This window comes from Streptomyces sp. NPDC037203 (assembly GCF_055605065.1).
Genome location: NZ_JBVJUC010000013.1, coordinates 1 through 16,528, shown reverse-complemented (window position 1 = coordinate 16,528; position 16,528 = coordinate 1). Strand labels below are relative to the sequence as shown.

Genomic DNA, 16,528 nt, shown 5'->3' with positions numbered 1-16,528 from the left:
CGAAGTTCACAGGAAGTAGAGGCGGTTGAGGGAGACCGAGTCGGCCGGCTCCGAGCGCAGCGGGTCGCCGTCGAGGGTGACCAGGCCGGTGCGCTGGTCGACGTCGACCGCTCCGGTACGGGCGTTCAGCCGCAGGTCGGCGGGGCCGATGCCGCGGGTGCCGCGCACGGCGACCCGGCGGCGGCGCGTCGGCATGGTGTCGTTGCCCTGGTCCACGGCGGCCTGCGCGACGAACGCGACCGAGAGGTCGGCGGCCGTCGCGCCGTACGCCCCGAACTGCGGCCCCAGGACGAGGGGTTCACAGGTGTCGGTGGCCGCGTTGGGGTCGCCGACGACGCCGTAGGCGGGGAAGCCGGACTTGAGGACGAGCTGCGGCTTGGCGCCGAAGTACTCGGGGCGCCACAGCACGATATCGGCGAGCTTGCCGACCTCGATCGAGCCGACCTCGTGGGAAAGCCCGTGCGCGATCGCGGGGTTGATGGTCAGTTTGGCCATGTAGCGCAGCACGCGGGCGTTGTCGTCGGCCGCGCCGTCACCCTCCAGGGGGCCCAGCTCGGCCTTCATCTTGCCGGCCATGGCGAAGGTGCGCCGTACCGTCTCCCCCGCGCGGCCCATGCCCTGGGCGTCGGAGGAGGTGATGCCGATCGCGCCCAGGTCGTGCAGCACGTCTTCGGCGCCCATGGTGCCGGCCCGGATCCGGTCGCGGGCCATGGCCGCGTCGCCCGGCAGGTCGGGCTTGAGGTCGTGGACGGAGACGATCATGCCGTAGTGCTCGGCGACCGCGTCCCGGCCGAAGGGCAGGGTGGGGTTGGTGGAGGAGCCGATGACGTTCGGCACTCCGGCCATCTTCAGCACGTTCGGGACGTGGCCGCCGCCGCAGCCCTCGATGTGGAAGGCGTGGATGGTGCGGCCCTCCAGCACCCTGAGCGTGTCCTCGACCGAGAGGCACTCGTTCAACCCGTCGCTGTGCAGCGCGACTTGGACGTCGTGCTCCTCGGCGACCCGTAGCGCGGTGTCCAGGGCGCGGGTGTGGGCACCCATGTCCTCGTGCACCTTGAAGCCGCTCGCGCCGCCCTCGGCCAGCGCCTCGATCAGCGGGGCTTCGTGCGAGGACGAACCCCGGCCCAGGAAGCCGATGTTGACCGGCCAGGCGTCGAAGGCACCGAAGGCGTGGCGCAGCGCCCAGGGGGAGTTGACGCCGACGCCCCACACCGGGCCGAACTCCTGCCCGATGATGGTGGTCACGCCGGAGGCGAGGGACGCCTCCATGATGCGCGGCGACAGCAGGTGGACATGGGTGTCGACGGCGCCCGCGGTGGCGATCAGGCCCTCGCCGGAGACGATCGAGGTGCCGGTGCCGACGACGACGTCCACGCCGTCCAGCGTGTCCGGGTTGCCCGCCCGGCCGATCGCGCTGATGCGGCCCTCGCGGATGCCGATGGACACCTTGCGGATGCCCTGCACCGCGTCGATCACCACGACGTTGCTGATCACCACGTCGCAGGTCTCGCGCACGGCGGCGGCCTTGAGGTGCAGTCCGTCGCGGGCCGTCTTGCCGAACCCGGCGAGGAACTCGTCGCCGTGGCGCTGGGCGTCGGACTCCACCCGGATGGTCAGGCCCGAGTCGCCGAGGCGGACCCGGTCGCCCGCGCGGGGGCCGTGGGTGGCGGCGTAGGCGCGCGGGTCGACATGGATCTCCCGGCTCACCTCGCGCCCCTTGGACCGGCTCATCGCTGCTGCCCCTTCTCCTCGTCGCCCGCGGCCTCCGGGCGTCCGCCGCCGAACCCCCGCGCTCCGCCATCGGTGACCCCCAGATATCCGCAGGCCGCGGCCCTGCGCAGCGCCTCCGCACGCGCGCCCGGCGCGTCCAGCGGCCCGTCGACCAGCCCGGCGAAGCCGATCGCGATCCGCTCACCGCCGATCGGCACCAGCCCGACCTCCTCGCTCTCCCCCGGCCCGAAGCGCACGGAGGAGCCGGCGGGCACGGCGAGCCGCATGCCGTAGGCGGCCGCGCGGTCGAAGTCGAGGCGGGGGTTGGCCTCGAAGAAGTGGAAGTGGGAGGTGACGGAGACCGGCACGGCAGCGGTGTTGGTGACGGTGAGCCGGAGCACCGGCTCGGGGTCCGCGTGCGCGGGACCCGGCAGCAGCGCGCCGGGGGCGTCCGCGCCCAGCCCCCCGCCGATGGGGTCGGAGACCACCGCGAGCCGGGAGCCGTCGTCGAACACGGCCTCGACCATCACCTCGGTCACCACGTCGGCGACACCCGGCAGCACGTCCTCGGGGCCGAGGACACCGCGCGCCGCCTCGATCGCCTCCGCGAGCCGCCGGCCGTCGCGGGCGGCCTCGCAGACGGTGTCCGCGATCAGCGCGGTCGCCTCCGGCACGTTGAGCCGCAGGCCGCGGGCGCGCCGGGCGCGGGCCAGCTCGGCGGCGCCGAAAAGCAGCAGCCGGTCTCGTTCCGTGGGGGTCAGTCGCACGGCGCGCCGCCTCCTTCTCGTCCACCCATTTAGAGCGACACTCTAAAGCTTTCGAGCACCACTCTAAGCAGGTGGAACGCGAGCTGGCTAGAGATGAGGGCGTGAGGGATCGAACACCGCTCTAAAAACGCGCAGGGCCGCCGACGACCCCTGAGGGGGTCATGGCGGCCCTGTGCGAGGTGCCCGAGCGTCAGCCGATCCGGTGCATCCAGCCGTGCTTGTCCTCGGTCATACCCCGCTGGACGCCGAGCAGCGCCTCGCGCAGGCGCATGGTCACCTCGCCGGGAGTGCCGTCGCCGTGGGTCCACTCGTCCGTCTTGGTCTTGACGTGGCCGATCGGGGTGACCACGGCGGCGGTGCCGCAGGCGAAGACCTCGGTCAGCGCGCCGGAGGCGGCGTCCGCGCGCCACTGCTCCAGGGTGACCACGCCCTCCTCGGCCTGGTAGCCGAGGTCGCGGGCGACCTGGAGGAGGGAGTCGCGGGTGATGCCCTCCAGGATGGAGCCGGTCAGCGAGGGGGTGACGATCCGGTCGCCGTAGACGAAGGCGACGTTCATGCTGCCGCTCTCCTCGACCTTGGTGCGGGTGACCGCGTCGAGGTAGACGACCTGGTCGCAGCCGTGCGCGGCGGCCTCGGCCTGCGGGAGCAGGGAGGCGGCGTAGTTGCCGCCGGTCTTGGCGTCGCCGGTGCCGCCGGGGACGGCGCGGACGTGGTCCTCGGCGACCCAGATGGTGACCGGCTTGACGCCGCCGGAGAAGTAGGCGCCGGACGGGGAGGCGATCAGCAGGAACAGGTATTCGTTGGCCGGGTGCACGCCGAGCGCGGCCTCGGTGGCGATCATGAACGGGCGCAGATAGAGGGCCGCCTCGCCGCCGTGCGGCGGGACCCAGTCGGCGTCCTGGACGAGCAGTGCGTCCAGGGCGGCGATGAACAGCTCCTCGGGCAGCTCGGCCATGGCCATGCGGCGGGCGGAGGTGCGGAAGCGGCGGGCGTTGGCCTCGGGGCGGAACAGCGCGATCGAGCCGTCGGGCTGGCGGTACGCCTTCAGCCCCTCGAAGATCTCCTGGCCGTAGTGCAGCACCTGCGTGGAGGGATCGAGGGAGATCGGGCCGTACGGCACGAGCTGGGCGTCGTGCCAGCCGCGGCCCTCGGTCCACCGGATCGTCACCATGTGGTCGGTGAAGTGGCGGCCGAATCCGGGATTGGCCAGGATCGCCTCGCGCTCGGCGGCGGCGAGGGGGCTGGCGGAGGGCTTGAGCTCGATCGTGGGCGTCGTCATGAGTGATTGTCCTTCACCGGTTGTCGTGACGGGCCGCGCTCACACCTGACACCGGTTTCGACCGGTGCTCGGACATCCGAGCTTTCCCTCATACCGCGGCTCCGCGTTCGATTATCGCGCGCGGGCCTCGGCCGACGGAATCGGGTCGTGGGCTGCGGCCCAGGGGTCGTGTTGGCGGCCCAAGGGGCGATGCTTTCACCCGGCGGGGACATGCGGAAGCCGCCGGGCGATCATGCGGCCCGGCGGCTTCTTGAGAAGGGAGCGCCGGGTCAGCCGGCTACTCGGGCGGCGAGCGCGTCGCCGATCTCGGAGGTGCTCCGGGCGGGCCGGCCCGCGCGCTCGGTGAGGTCGGCGGCGACCGCGGCGTCGATGCGGTCGGCCTCGGCGTCGTACCCGAGGTGGCGCAGCAGCAGGGCGACGGAGAGGACGGTGGCCGTGGGGTCGGCCTTGCCCTGTCCGGCGATGTCCGGGGCCGAGCCGTGCACCGGCTCGAACATGGACGGGAACTCGCGGCTGGGGTTGATGTTGCCGGAGGCGGCCACGCCGATGCCGCCGGAGACGGCCGCGGCGAGGTCGGTGATGATGTCGCCGAAGAGGTTGTCGGTGACGATCACGTCGAAGCGCTCGGGCTGGGTGACCAGGAAGATGGTGGCCGCGTCGACATGCAGGTAGTCGGTGCCGACCTCGGGGAACTCCTGGGCGACCCGGTTGAAGGTGTCGGTCCACAGGTGGCCGGCGAAGGTCAGCACGTTGTTCTTGTGGACCAGGGTGAGCTTCTTGCGCGGGCGGGCCTGGGCGCGGGCGAAGGCGTCGCGGACGACGCGCTCGACGCCGTACGCCGTGTTGACGGACACCTCGGTGGCGACCTCGTGCGGGGTGCCCTTGCGAATGGTGCCGCCGTTGCCGGTGTACGGGCCTTCCGTGCCCTCGCGGACGACGACGAAGTCGATCTCCGGCTGCCCGGCGAGCGGAGTGGAAACGCCCGGCAGCAGCTTGCTCGGCCGCAGGTTGACATGGTGGTCGAAGGCGAAGCGGAGCTTGAGCAGGAAGCCGCGCTCCAGGACGCCGGAGGGCACCGAGGGGTCGCCGATGGCGCCGAGCAGGATGGCGTCGTGCCGCTTCAGCTGTGCGAGGTCCGCGTCGGTGAGGGTCTCACCGGTGGCGTGGTAGCGCTTGGCGCCGAAGTCGTACTCACGGGTCTCCAGCTTCACGTCCTGCGGAAGGACGGCGGAGAGGACCCTCAGACCCTCGGCCACGACCTCCTGGCCGATGCCGTCACCGGGGATCACTGCGAGATTGAGGCTGCGAGACATGCGGGAACCCTACTCCTCGTCCCACGGGATGACATGACCCGTCCGGCATGCGGACAGATCATGTCCCGCGCGGCGGCACGGCGAGCGGGCTCAGTGGCCGGTCTGCCCGCCGTTGTCCCTGCGGTCGAGGGCGCGCTGGAGCGCGGCGGCGGCCTGCCTGCGGTCGGACTCGCTGGCGCGGTGCGTGTGGCGGACTCGGCGGACGGTCGTCTCGGCCATGGCAATCGACTCCTTCGGCAGAACCGGAGCACGGAAATGAGGGGTACGCAGGCGATACGAGGCGCCGGAAGGGGGCGGGGAGCATCGGCCGCAGGGGTTGCCTGCACGGAGCCCGGCTCACAACCGCCATTCGCTGGGTCGAGCGAGATGTTCGGCTTCCTCCAAAGTAAGGGCATGCCCCTGTGCCTGTCTGCACAAATACTCGGGCTTCCTACTATCTGAGACGGCCCACCCGGACGACTCGGTCCTGACCTGGGCCTTTACTGATCCGGCCGCGGGCTTTCCGGACATTTTGCCGGTTCCCTGCCTGTCTCCTGCCGGTCCTGCGGGCCCGAGGGCGGCGCCCCGTTCAGCGTGGCGATCCCGAGGTCGGGCCGGGCGCCGGACCGGCCGCGCTCGAACAGCACGGCGCCGGGGAGGAGTTGGACGGCTGCGCCGCATCACCGTCCCGTCAGCCGGCGGGAATCGCGGCCGGGCCGGGTATCGCGGCGGGCCGGGAATGGGAAACGGGCCGGGAAGCCTGTTCGAAGTCAGGCTTCCCGGCCCGTCGTCCGGGTCGGGCCGAGGATCAGCCCATGTGCGGGTACGTGTAGTCGGTCGGCGGGACCAGGGTCTCCTTGATGGCGCGGGTCAGGGTCCAGCGCATCAGGTTCTGGGGGGCACCGGCCTTGTCGTTGGTGCCGGAGGCGCGGCCGCCGCCGAAGGGCTGCTGGCCGACCACGGCACCGGTCGACTTGTCGTTGATGTAGAAGTTGCCCGCGGCGAAGCGGAGCTTCTCCATCGTGTACGCGGCCGCCGCACGGTCGTTGGCGATGACCGAGCCGGTGAGGGCGTAGTCCGAGACCGACTCCATCTGGGTCAGCATCTCGTCGTACTCGTCGTCCTGGTAGACGTACACCGCGAGGATCGGGCCGAAGTACTCGGTCGTGAAGACCTCGTTCTCCGGGTCCGAGCACTCGATGACGGTCGGGCGCACGAAGTAGCCGACCGAGTCGTCGTACGTGCCGCCCGCGACGATCGTGCAAGTGGCGTCGGCCTTGGCGCGGTCGATCGCGGCCTTGTTCTTGGCGAAGGAGCGGTCGTCGATGACGGCGCCCATGAAGTTGGACAGGTCCGTCACGTCGCCCACCGTGAGGGAGTCGACCTCGGCCGCGAACTCCTCCTTGAAGCCCGAGTTCCAGATGGACGCCGGGATGTACGCGCGGGAGGTGGCGCTGCACTTCTGGCCCTGGTACTCGAAGGCACCGCGGGTCAGGGCGGTCTTCAGGATGGCACGGTCGGCGCTCGGGTGGGCGACCAGGAAGTCCTTGCCGCCGGTCTCGCCGACCAGACGCGGGTACGAGCGGTACTTCTCGATGTTGTTGCCGACCGTCTTCCACAGGTACTGGAAGGTCTTGGTCGAGCCGGTGAAGTGGATGCCCGCGAGGTCGCGGTGCTCCAGGGCGACCTTGGAGACCTCGATGCCGTCGCCGGTGACGAGGTTGATGACGCCCTTGGGCAGACCGGCCTCCTCCAGGAGCTGCATGAGCAGCACGGCGGCGTGGGTCTGGGTCGGGGACGGCTTCCAGACCACCACGTTGCCCATCAGGGCCGGGGCGGTGGGCAGGTTCGCGGCGATCGCGGAGAAGTTGAACGGCGTGATCGCGTAGACGAAGCCCTCCAGCGGGCGGTGGTCCATGCGGTTCCACACGCCCGGCGAGTTCGCCGGGGGCTGCTCGGCGAGGATCTGGCGGGCGTAGTGCACGTTGAAGCGCCAGAAGTCGACCAGCTCACAGGGGCTGTCGATCTCCGCCTGCTGGGCCGTCTTGGACTGGCCGAGCATGGTGGAGGCGGCGATCGTCTCGCGCCAGGGGCCGGACAGCAGCTCGGCGGCGCGCAGGATGATCGCGGCGCGGTCGTCGAAGGACATCGCGCGCCAGGCCGGGGCGGCGGCGAGGGCCGCGTCGATGGCGTCCCGCGCGTCCTGCTGGGTGGCGTGGCGGCCGGTGCCGAGGACGGCCTTGTGGTTGTGCGGCTGCACGACCTCGAACGGCTCGCCGCCGCCCAGCCGCTTCTCGCCGCCGATGGTCATCGGCAGCTCGACCGGGTTGCCGGCCAGCTCCTTGAGCCTGGCCTCCAGACGGGCGCGCTCGGGCGAGCCGGGGGCGTAGCCGTGCACCGGCTCGTTGACGGGGGTGGGGACCTGGGTCACAGCGTCCATGAGATCCGAACTCCTTGTACGTGAGCGGGTGGTGGGCTCAGCCCTTGCTGACCATGCTGCGGAGGAAGAAGCGCAGGTTCGCCGGCTTCTCCGCCAGACGGCGCATGAAGTAGCCGTACCAGTCGGTGCCGTACGCCGTGTAGACGCGCATACGGTGGCCCTCGGCGGCCAGCCGCAGGTGCTCGTCGCCGCGGATGCCGTACAGCATCTGGAACTCGTACTCGTCGAGCTTACGACCGGCCTTGTGGGCGAGCTCCTGCGCGATGGATATCAGGCGCGGGTCGTGGGACCCGATCATCGGGTAGCCCTCGCCCTCCATCAGGATCCGCAGGATGCGCACGTAGGCCTTGTCGATCTCGTGCTTCTGCTGGTACGCGACCTCGGCGGGCTCCTTGTAGGCGCCCTTGACCAGGCGGACCCGGCTGCCGGACTCGGCGAGCCGCTTGGCGTCGGCCTCGGTGCGGAAGAGGTACGCCTGGATGACGCAGCCCGTCTGCGGGTGGTCCTTCCGCAGCTCCTCGTGGATGGCGAACATCGAGTCGAGGGTGGTGTGGTCCTCGGCGTCCAGTGTGACGGTCGTACCGATGGCGGCGGCGGCCTCCACGACAGGGCGGACGTTGGCAAGCGCCAGCTCGTGGCCGCCCTCCAGCGCTTGGCCGAACATCGACAGCTTGACCGACATCTCGACCTTCTCGCCGAGCTCCAGCTCCTTGAGGTGGTCGATCAGCGCGAGGTAGGCGTCGCGGGCCTGGGCGGCCTGCTCGGGGGTGGTGATGTCCTCGCCGACGACGTCCATCGTCAGCTGGAGGCCCTTGCCCGTCAGGTCCTTGATGATCGGGACGATGTCGGACACCGTCTCACCCGGAATGAAGCGGTCGACGACCTGCTTGGTCACCGGGGCCGCCGAGATCAGGCGACGCATCCGGTCGCTGCGCGACGCGGCGAGAATCACGGGACCCAGCACGGGGCACCTCCACAGACAAGCACCAGAAGAGGCCATCACCCGACGATTCGGGTACGGCACGGAGAACCACCGTGAAACCTACGGATCCCTCTGATCGTCGGCCATCGACAGCTGTCACGCATCCGTCCCCGCGATCTCAGACATCTGTATGAAGGTGGCCGGAAAATGGGGGAGAATGCCCGCGTGGCGTCGGTTTACAAGGGTGATTACCAGGAGCTGGTGGACGAGATCTCGGAGCTGCTCGGCGTGCCCGCGACTCTGGAGAACCGCGACTTCGAGCTGCTCGCCTTCGGGGCGTACGACAGCGACGAGGAGCTGGACGCCTCGGCACTGGATCCGGTGCGCACCCGCTCGATCCTCACCCGGCGCTCCACGGCGGGCGTGCGCACCTGGTTCGAGGGCTTCGGCATCACCCGCGCGACCGGCCCGGTCCGCATCCCGCCGAGCCCGGAGGCCGGCGTCTACCGCGGCCGGATCTGCCTGCCGGTGCGCCACCGCGGTGTCGTCCTCGGCTACGTCTGGCTCCTGGACGGCGACCCCGGCCCGACGGACGCCCAGCTGACCGCCGCCATGCGGGTGGCCGGCCGGATCGGCGCGCTGCTCGCGGACGAGGCGGAGGCCGGGGCGGGCCTGAGCCGGGAGCTGCGGGCGGTCCTCACGGCGGAGGGGGGCTGGCAGCGGGACATGGCGGTGGCCGACCTGCGCACGGCGCTGGGCCCCCGCGCCGACGGCCCGCACACCCTGGTCTGCGTGGCCCCCTGGCCCTCCCCCGACCCCGACGACGCCCCCTCCGCCCGCTCCATCCCGCACGCGGCCGCGCTGTGCACGATCCCCTGGGGCACGGCGGGCCAGAGCCTCGCGGTCCTGGTGCGCCTGCGCTCCACGTCGGTGGCGGCACCGGCGCTGGCGGCGGCGGCACGGGTACGGGAGGAGGCGGAGGGGATGTGGGGGGCGCTGGGAGTACGGAGCGAATCCGGGACTGCGCCCCGCAGCGACCCGGAAGCCGAGCCGGGCACCGGCGTGCGCGGGGCACGGACGAGGGGCGCGGCGCGGGGCGCTTCGGAGGTTTCGGGCACGTCGAGCGGGGCTTCGGGAGTCTCTGGCAAGGGGGCCGTGGCGCGGGGCGCCGGGGCGGTGGTGGCCGCGGCGGTGGCGGCGGGGGCCGCCGGGGCGGCCGGCTTCGCCGGGGGCCTCGGGACGGCGGCCGGGTTCGGCGGGCCCGCGGCCGGGATCGGGGAGCCGCGCGCCGGGCTGGCCGAGCTGGGCACGGTATGGCAGGAGGCGCGCGCCGCGGCGCAGGCGGCGCTGGCCGAGCGGCGCCTCGGGCCGATCGCGCAGTGGCGGGGCATCGGGCCGTACCGCCTCCTGACCGCGCTCCCCCCGGAGTCCGCGCAGGACCCGGCCGCCGGCCCGCTCCTCTCCCCCGCCCACCGCGAGCTGGCCCGTACCGCCGAGATCTACCTCGACTGCGCGGGCCAGGCGGGCCGCACGGCGTCCGAACTGGGCATCCACCGCCAGACCCTCTACTACCGCCTCAACCGCGTGGAACAGCTGACGGGCCTTGACCTGGACGACGGCGAGGACCGACTGCTGCTGCACATGGCGCTGAAGCGGGCGCGGCTGTGAGTCGGGTCCGTCCTCGGCGATTTCCATAAGGCTCGGCACTGCCCCGGCGACCGTGTCGGCCAGGGCGATGGCAGCGGTTCGGTCAGCGGGCAGAAGTCGTCGCCGCGTACCGCCAGAACTCCCTCATCACCGGTGCGGGCACGGGACCCGTCGCGGCCACCTGGGTCAGCAGGATGGTGACGGCACCCGTGGCCGGGATGACGTGCGCCGCTGTGCCCGTGCCGCCGACCCAGCCGTAACGGCCAGGCGTATTCCAGGGGTTGGCCCGGTCGATGTCGACCGAGCCGCCGAAGCCCCAGCCCTGGCCCTCCAGGAACAGTCGGCCGATGTCGCGCTGCGCCGGATTCGTATGGTCGGTGGTCATCATGCGCACGGAGTCGGCCGACAGCACCCGGCGGCCGTCGGCCGCCACCCCGCCGGCCGGCAACATCCGGCAGAAGGCCAGCCAGTCGTCGGCGGTCGAGGCCAGCCCGCCGTTGCCGAGCGGAAGCGCGGGCAGACTGCTCCACTCGCCGTCCGGGCCGTCGGCGAGTTCCAGACTGCCGTCGTCGCCTGGCCGGTAGAAGCTGGTGAACCGGCCCCGCTTGGCGGCCGGCGCCTCGAAACCGGTGTCCACCATGCCCAGCGGCCCGAAGATCCGCTCCGCCAGGAACTCCTGCAGCGACTGCCCGGTGACCCGCGGAATCAGTACCCCCTGCAAGACGGAGCAGGTGTCGTACAGCCAGGCGGCGCCCGGTTGGTACAGCAGCGGGATGCGGCCCAGCGCCGCCATCCACTCGTCGGCCGGCGGGAAGTTGCTCGGCACCCGGCCGTCCTTCTGCACCGTGAACAACTCCTGCACCGCCGGCAGGGTGAAGTCGGAGGCGAATCCGTACCCGGCCTGAGAGGACAGCACGTCGAATACGGTAATCGGCCGGTCGGCCGGCACCACGTCGTCCACCGGGCTCGCCGGCGTGCGTACGACCACCGGCTTCCCCAGCTCCGGCAGCCACGTCCCGATCGGCTCGTCCAGTGCGATCCTGCCCTCGTCCACGAGGATCAGCAGTGCGGCGGCGGTCACGGACTTGGTGAGCGAGGCGACCCGGAAGATGGAGTCCCTCGCCATCGGGGCGCCACCGCCGGTGTCCTGCGCGCCGACGGCCGCCACCTCGACCTGGTCACCACGGGCCACGAGGCCGACGGCTCCCGGCAGCGCACCGGCATCGACGTGGGCTTCGAGCAGGTCGTGCAGGGTCGTCATGAGGCCGCCTTCCAGAAGTTCGCTGTCGGAAGGCAGACTCCAGCACGGACTGGGAATCATCGGCGTCGACAGGTCTGGTGGCCGAATCCTCGCGCGGTTCCCGCGCCCGGTCGGCAGGGGCCCGGAGGGGAGGGCGGTCGGGGGCTGCGGATCGTCGTCGCGCTCGCGGAGGAACCGGACCGGTTCCTCCGCGCGGACCCTGGCAAGCCGGTCCGGCGCCGCCTCAAGTCCGCGTGCGGCGGCGGTAGTAGTGGAAGGTGACCACGCCGAGCAGGGGTCCCCACGCCGCCAGCGGGATGTAGCAGGCGTTCATCACCCACTCGCCCCACACCGTGATGTCCATGTCGGCGTGCAGCGTCGTATACACGAACAGCACGCCGTAGACGGTGCAGGCGAGCGCTCCGAGCGCCGCGGGCACGACGGCGGCGTACACCGGGATCCGGCGCCCTCCCAGGCCGGGGATCCAGCGGGGCCACGCCTCGCCCCACGGCCGGACGAGCCCCAACGCCAGCCAGGCCAGCCCCTCTTGGAACGCGCAGAGCAGCGGGAGGACGAGATAGCCCCAGCCGGGGAGGAGCATGTCGTCGTACTCGGACGCGGCGAGCCCCAGCGGGACGCCGAGCACCACGGCGAGGCGCCACAGCGCCGAGGGCAGCGATGCCCAGACGACGGCCCGGGCCGTCCGGCGGGCCCAGGCAGGGACGGGCGAGGCGGTCGCGAGGGGCGGGGAAGCGGGTAAGGGCGCGCTGGTGGTCATGAGTCCGGCTCCTTGAGTGGCGAACATGCTCCGACACCCGGCGACGTTGCCACCCGGCGGTCCCCCGCCACGTCCGCCCGCAGGGCGGAAGGATGTACCTCTTCGGACGCACCCGAGGGGCCGCCCGTCAGACCTCGGTCGCACCATCCGTACGACCCACGGCGACCCGGCCGAACCAAGCCCCTTCTCCCTTCGGAGTCAGGACCTCACCTGGGCGCAGCCGCCTCGATGACCTGCCGCAGCCCCTCCGTCAGCGCCTCCCCGTCCGGCGCGGTCGCCGGGTCGAAGGTCCACTGGGAGATCAGGCCCGTCATCAGGGTCAGGTAGAAGCGGCCGAGTGTGTCGGCGGTCTCGTCGGAGACACCCTCCTCCGGCACCCCCATCAGCGCCGCGACCAGGCCCCGGCCGCCCTCGCGCTGGGCGCGGGACAACTGGTCCCGGACTTCGGGGAGTTGGTCGCCCATCGCGAGGATCTCCACGCTGAGCCGCCAGATCGAGCCCGGTTCGCGCAGGCTGTCGACGACGCCCGACCACACCTCCCGGAACCGCTCCAGCGAACCGGGAGCGCCGCTGAACCCGGCGTCGCCTCCGAAGGACTCCCCCTCCACCAGCGCGATGTAGGCCTGCGCCAGCAGCGCGTCCTTGGAGCCGTAGTGGTAGCCGATGGAGGCCAGGTTGGTCCCCGACGCCTTCACGATGTCGCGCGCGGTCGTCCGCGCGAAGCCCTTCTCCAGCAGACAGCGCTGCGCGCCGTCGAGCAGATCCTCGCGGTGTCCCATGCCGGCAGCCTACCGCGCCGCCCATACAAGCGTCCTAGACGAATGACTTATACAAACGTTCTAGACATGCGTTTAAGACGGCCGTACATTTGCCTGCCATGAAGCGTGAATGGACCGCCCTCTACGTGCTGATGCTCCCGCTGCTGCTGGTCTCGATGGACGTCTCGGTGCTGTACTTCGCCGCCCCGGCGATCAGCGCCGACCTGCACCCCACCGGCACCCAGCAGCTGTGGATCTTCGACATCTACGGCTTCGTGCTCGCCGGATTTCTGATGACCATGGGGTCGCTCGGGGACCGCATCGGCCGCCGCAAGCTCCTGCTCATGGGCGCCGCCGCGTTCGGCGGGGCCTCGCTCCTCGCCGCCTACGCGCACAGCGCAGAGACCCTCATCGCCGCCCGCGCCCTCCTCGGCGTCGGGGGCGCCACCCTGATGCCCTCGACCATGGCCCTGCTGCGCACGATGTTCACCGACCCGGCCGAGCGCGCGAAGGCGATCGGGCTGTGGTCCGGCGTGATGACCGGCGGCATCGCCCTCGGCTCGGTGATGAGCGGCATCCTGGTCGAACACTTCTGGTGGGGGTCCGTCTTCCTCGTCAACCTCCCCGCCATGGCCCTGCTGCTGGTGCTCGGACCCGTGCTGCTGCCCGAGTCCCGCGACCCCTCCCCCGGCCCCTTCGACTGGGTGAGCGTGCCGCTGTCCCTGGCCGCCGTACTGCCCGTGATCTACGGCCTGAAGGAGATCCCCTCCGAGGGCTGGCACCCGCTGTACGTCGTCTCGCTCACCGTCGGCCTGCTGTTCGCGGCACTGTTCGTACACCGCCAGCGCACCCACGCCACCCCACTGATCCCGCCCGCCCTGCTGAAGGGCCCCGGCTTCGCCCCGGCGCTGGTGCTCAACCTCCTCTCCGCGCTGGGCATGATGGGCTCGGCCGTCTTCACCACGCAGTACCTCCAGTCGGTGCTGGGCAAGAGCCCGCTCGCGGCGGCGCTGTGGAGCCTGCTGCCCTCGGTGTTCATCGGCCTCGCCGGTCCCCTCACCGCGTGGCTGGTCCAGCGGGGCGTCGACCGGGGGTCCGTCGTCGCGGGCGGCTTCGCGGCCATGGCCGGCGGATACGCGCTGCTCGCCCTCGCGGGCACCGACTCGCTGTGGCTGGTGCTCGCCGGGGCGGGCGTCCTCGCCTGCGGCGTCGTCGCGATCATGTCCCAGCTGACCGATCTGGCGATGAGCGGTGCCCCGGTGGAGCGGGCCGGCGCCGCGTCCTCGCTGCTGGAGACCAGCTCGGAGTTCGGCGGGGCGCTCGGGATGGCCGTCCTGGGGTCGATCGGTGCGGCGGTCTACCGCCACGAGATGCCGGGCACGGCCCCGGCGGGATCCCGCGAAACCCTGGGGGGCGCGCTCGCCGCGGTGGCTCGACTGCCGCGCGCCGCCGGGCAGTCGCTGCTCGCCGCCGCCCGGAACGCGTTCACGTGCGGGATGCGGGATGCCGCACTGGCCGGGGCGGTGGTGCTGGTGCTGGCGGCGGTAGCGGCGGCGGTGACCCTGCGGAAGGTCGAAGGCAGGCCCTGACGGGCCGGGAAACCCCTGGGGGGCCGAGGTGTTCCTCGGCCCCCCAGGGGTTTCACACCGGCCCTCCAGCCCGCCGGGTCAGGTGGGCGGATGGGCGGGAACGCGTCAGACCAGGTTGACCGAGCGGGCGGAGGCCGCGCCGATTTCGGCGGCGACCTCGGCGAGGACGTTCGGCGTCACCGTGTCGTCCACCGTGAGGACGGCCAGGGCCTCGCCGCCCACCGCGGCGCGGGCGACCTGCATGCCGGCGATGTTCAGACCGGCCTCGCCGAGGATGCGGCCGACGGTGCCGACGACACCGGGGCGGTCCTCGTAGCGCAGCACCAGCATGTGGTCGGCGAGGGCGAGGTCGACGTCGTACTCCCCGACCGCGACGATCTTCTGGATGTGCTTGGGGCCGGCCAGCGTGCCGGAGACCGAGACCTCCTCGCCGGTGCCCAGCGTGCCGCGGACCGTCACCACATTGCGGTGCTCGCTCGCCTCGGAGCTGGTGGTGAGGCGCACCTCGACGCCGCGCTCCTGGGCGAACAGCGGCGCGTTCACGTACGACACCGTCTCGGCGACGACGTCCTCGAACACGCCCTTGAGCGCGGAGAGTTCGAGCACCTTCACGTCGTGCTGGGTGATCTCGCCGTAGACCTCGACGTCCAGCCGCACGGCCACCTCGCCGGCGAGCGCGGTGAAGATGCGGCCGAGGCGCTCGGCGAGCGGGAGGCCCGGCTTGACGTCCTCGGCGATGACACCGCCCTGCACGTTGACCGCGTCCGGGACCAGCTCGCCGGCGAGGGCGAGCCGCACCGACCTGGCGACCGCGATGCCCGCCTTCTCCTGGGCCTCGTCCGTGGAGGCGCCCAGGTGGGGGGTGCACACGACCTGGTCCAGCTCGAACAGCGGGGAGTCGGTGCACGGCTCCTTGGCGTACACATCGAGGCCGGCGCCGGCGACGCGGCCCTCCTTCAGCGCCGCGTACAGCGCCGCCTCGTCCACGATGCCGCCGCGCGCGGCGTTGACGATGCGCACGCTCGGCTTGACCTTGCGCAGCGCCTCGTCGCCGATGAGGCCGAGGGTCTCGGGGGTCTTCGGCAGGTGGACGGTGATGAAGTCGGAGACCTCCAGGAGCTCGTCCAGGGACAGCACCTTCACGCCCATCTGGGCGGCGCGCGCCGGCTGCACATACGGGTCGTAGGCGACGACCTTCATGCCGAAGGCGGACATGCGCTGCGCGACCAGGGCGCCGATGCGGCCGAGGCCGACGACGCCGAGGGTCTTCTCGGCCAGCTCGACACCCGTGTACTTGCTGCGCTTCCACTCGCCGTTCTTCAGCGCCGCGTTGGCCTGCGGGATGTTGCGGGCGGTGGACAGCAGCAGACCGCAGGCCAGCTCGGCCGCGGTGACGATGTTGGAGGTCGGGGCGTTGACGACCATCACGCCGGCCTTGGTGGCGGCGGACACGTCCACGTTGTCCAGGCCGACGCCCGCGCGGGCGACGACCTTGAGCTTCTTGGCCGCGGCGACGGCCTCGGCGTCGACCTTGGTGGCGGAGCGGATCAGGATCGCGTCGACGTCGGCGATGGCGGGCAGCAGCTCCGCCCGGTCGGCTCCGTTGCAGTGCCGGATCTCGAAGTCGGGGCCGAGGGCGTCGACGGTCGCGGGCGAAAGCTCCTCGGCGATGAGTACGACGGGTTTCGAGCTCACGTGGGTCCTCACAAGTCCAATGCGGACGGCCGTCCCGACGGCCGCTGGCGGAGGGGTGCTAGCCGCGTGGAAGACGCACGACGCTGTGGGCCTGACGCGTATGTTGTGCAGCAGTCTAGTGGCGCCGCGGTCTTTGCTTTGCGCCGTTGCGGAAGGATCACCCGGACGGGGAACTCCAATGTGGAGTGCCGCCGGAGATCGTGGCGAATGGGGGCCGGAGCAGCATGCCCCGGCCCCCTGACGTGAGGCTTACGCCTCCTCGTTCACCCAGCTCATCAGCCGGCGCAGCTGCTTGCCCGTGGTCTCCAGCAGGTGTTCGGAGTCCTGCTTCTTGTACTCGTCGTACTTCTTCAGGCCGCCGTGGTACTCGTCCATCCAGTTCTTGGCGAAGGTGCCGTCCTGGATCTCGGC

At 71.7% G+C, this 16,528-nt stretch carries 13 protein-coding genes and 1 pseudogene; 2 read left to right on the top strand and 12 right to left on the bottom strand.

Going from position 1 to position 16,528, the window contains the following annotated elements; genetic code table 11:
* Positions 1-6: 6 nt before the first annotated feature.
* The 7 genes from ACZ7EC_RS28370 to ACZ7EC_RS28340 form a co-directional block, all read right to left on the bottom strand.
* Positions 7-1,731, bottom strand: a complete 1,725-nt coding sequence (locus ACZ7EC_RS28370) for an urease subunit alpha (RefSeq protein ID WP_471066989.1) — start codon at positions 1,729-1,731, stop codon at positions 7-9.
* Entirely contained in the window at positions 1,728-2,477 is a 750-nt protein-coding gene (ureA, locus tag ACZ7EC_RS28365; protein WP_471066987.1) for an urease subunit gamma, read from the bottom strand. Before ureA ends, ACZ7EC_RS28370 begins: the two co-directional genes overlap by 4 nt.
* A gap of 190 nt (positions 2,478-2,667) precedes the next feature.
* A complete protein-coding gene (locus ACZ7EC_RS28360; RefSeq protein WP_471066985.1) occupies positions 2,668-3,756 on the bottom strand; it encodes a branched-chain amino acid aminotransferase in 1,089 nt (362 codons plus the stop codon).
* A gap of 269 nt (positions 3,757-4,025) precedes the next feature.
* Positions 4,026-5,069, bottom strand: a complete 1,044-nt coding sequence (locus ACZ7EC_RS28355; protein WP_471066983.1) for a 3-isopropylmalate dehydrogenase — start codon at positions 5,067-5,069, stop codon at positions 4,026-4,028.
* Between the two features lie 90 nt (positions 5,070-5,159).
* Complete coding sequence (locus ACZ7EC_RS28350) at positions 5,160-5,288, bottom strand: hypothetical protein (protein WP_471066981.1); 129 nt, start codon at positions 5,286-5,288, stop codon at positions 5,160-5,162.
* A gap of 568 nt (positions 5,289-5,856) precedes the next feature.
* On the bottom strand, positions 5,857-7,488 hold the full coding sequence (gene pruA, locus ACZ7EC_RS28345; RefSeq protein WP_471066979.1) for an L-glutamate gamma-semialdehyde dehydrogenase: 1,632 nt from the start codon (positions 7,486-7,488) through the stop codon (positions 5,857-5,859).
* A 37-nt stretch (positions 7,489-7,525) separates the two neighbouring features.
* On the bottom strand, positions 7,526-8,452 hold the full coding sequence (locus tag ACZ7EC_RS28340) for a proline dehydrogenase family protein (protein WP_471066977.1): 927 nt from the start codon (positions 8,450-8,452) through the stop codon (positions 7,526-7,528).
* A gap of 165 nt (positions 8,453-8,617) precedes the next feature.
* Here ACZ7EC_RS28340 and ACZ7EC_RS28335 point away from each other — a divergent pair, with 165 nt between their 5' ends.
* The gene (locus tag ACZ7EC_RS28335) at positions 8,618-10,078 is read left to right on the top strand and encodes a PucR family transcriptional regulator (protein ID WP_471066975.1); all 1,461 of its coding nucleotides are present in this window, start codon (positions 8,618-8,620) and stop codon (positions 10,076-10,078) included.
* An 82-nt stretch (positions 10,079-10,160) separates the two neighbouring features.
* Here the strand turns inward: ACZ7EC_RS28335 and ACZ7EC_RS28330 are convergent, their stop codons facing one another.
* The 3 genes from ACZ7EC_RS28330 to ACZ7EC_RS28320 form a co-directional block, all read right to left on the bottom strand.
* Positions 10,161-11,318: a serine hydrolase domain-containing protein gene (locus ACZ7EC_RS28330; RefSeq protein WP_471066973.1), complete on the bottom strand. Its 1,158-nt coding sequence runs from the start codon at positions 11,316-11,318 to the stop codon at positions 10,161-10,163.
* Between the two features lie 223 nt (positions 11,319-11,541).
* On the bottom strand, positions 11,542-12,075 hold the full coding sequence (locus ACZ7EC_RS28325) for a hypothetical protein (RefSeq protein ID WP_471066972.1): 534 nt from the start codon (positions 12,073-12,075) through the stop codon (positions 11,542-11,544).
* A 206-nt stretch (positions 12,076-12,281) separates the two neighbouring features.
* Positions 12,282-12,854, bottom strand: coding sequence for a TetR/AcrR family transcriptional regulator (locus ACZ7EC_RS28320; protein WP_471066970.1), 573 nt, complete (start codon positions 12,852-12,854; stop codon positions 12,282-12,284).
* A gap of 98 nt (positions 12,855-12,952) precedes the next feature.
* Here ACZ7EC_RS28320 and ACZ7EC_RS28315 point away from each other — a divergent pair, with 98 nt between their 5' ends.
* Positions 12,953-14,422: an MFS transporter gene (locus ACZ7EC_RS28315; RefSeq protein ID WP_471066968.1), complete on the top strand. Its 1,470-nt coding sequence runs from the start codon at positions 12,953-12,955 to the stop codon at positions 14,420-14,422.
* Positions 14,423-14,527: 105 nt separating this feature from the next.
* Here the strand turns inward: ACZ7EC_RS28315 and serA are convergent, their stop codons facing one another.
* Together serA and ACZ7EC_RS28305 are read right to left on the bottom strand one after the other, a co-directional pair.
* Positions 14,528-16,117, bottom strand: a complete 1,590-nt coding sequence (serA, locus tag ACZ7EC_RS28310) for a phosphoglycerate dehydrogenase (protein WP_471066967.1) — start codon at positions 16,115-16,117, stop codon at positions 14,528-14,530.
* Between the two features lie 249 nt (positions 16,118-16,366).
* A pseudogene (locus ACZ7EC_RS28305) lies at positions 16,367-16,528 on the bottom strand (ketol-acid reductoisomerase); the annotation flags it as partial.

Excerpts from the sequence above, each read along its gene's own strand:
- ACZ7EC_RS28370 (WP_471066989.1), bottom strand. The coding sequence starts at position 1,731 with ATGAGCCGGTCCAAGGGGCGCGAGGTGAGCCGGGAGATCCATGTCGAC.
- ACZ7EC_RS28350 (WP_471066981.1), bottom strand. The coding sequence starts at position 5,288 with ATGGCCGAGACGACCGTCCGCCGAGTCCGCCACACGCACCGCGCCAGC.
- ACZ7EC_RS28335 (WP_471066975.1), top strand. The coding sequence starts at position 8,618 with ATGGGGGAGAATGCCCGCGTGGCGTCGGTTTACAAGGGTGATTACCAG.
- ACZ7EC_RS28355 (WP_471066983.1), bottom strand. The coding sequence starts at position 5,069 with ATGTCTCGCAGCCTCAATCTCGCAGTGATCCCCGGTGACGGCATCGGC.
- ACZ7EC_RS28330 (WP_471066973.1), bottom strand. The coding sequence starts at position 11,318 with ATGACGACCCTGCACGACCTGCTCGAAGCCCACGTCGATGCCGGTGCG.
- pruA (WP_471066979.1), bottom strand. The coding sequence starts at position 7,488 with ATGGACGCTGTGACCCAGGTCCCCACCCCCGTCAACGAGCCGGTGCAC.
- ACZ7EC_RS28315 (WP_471066968.1), top strand. The coding sequence starts at position 12,953 with ATGAAGCGTGAATGGACCGCCCTCTACGTGCTGATGCTCCCGCTGCTG.
- ACZ7EC_RS28360 (WP_471066985.1), bottom strand. The coding sequence starts at position 3,756 with ATGACGACGCCCACGATCGAGCTCAAGCCCTCCGCCAGCCCCCTCGCC.
- ACZ7EC_RS28325 (WP_471066972.1), bottom strand. The coding sequence starts at position 12,075 with ATGACCACCAGCGCGCCCTTACCCGCTTCCCCGCCCCTCGCGACCGCC.
- ACZ7EC_RS28320 (WP_471066970.1), bottom strand. The coding sequence starts at position 12,854 with ATGGGACACCGCGAGGATCTGCTCGACGGCGCGCAGCGCTGTCTGCTG.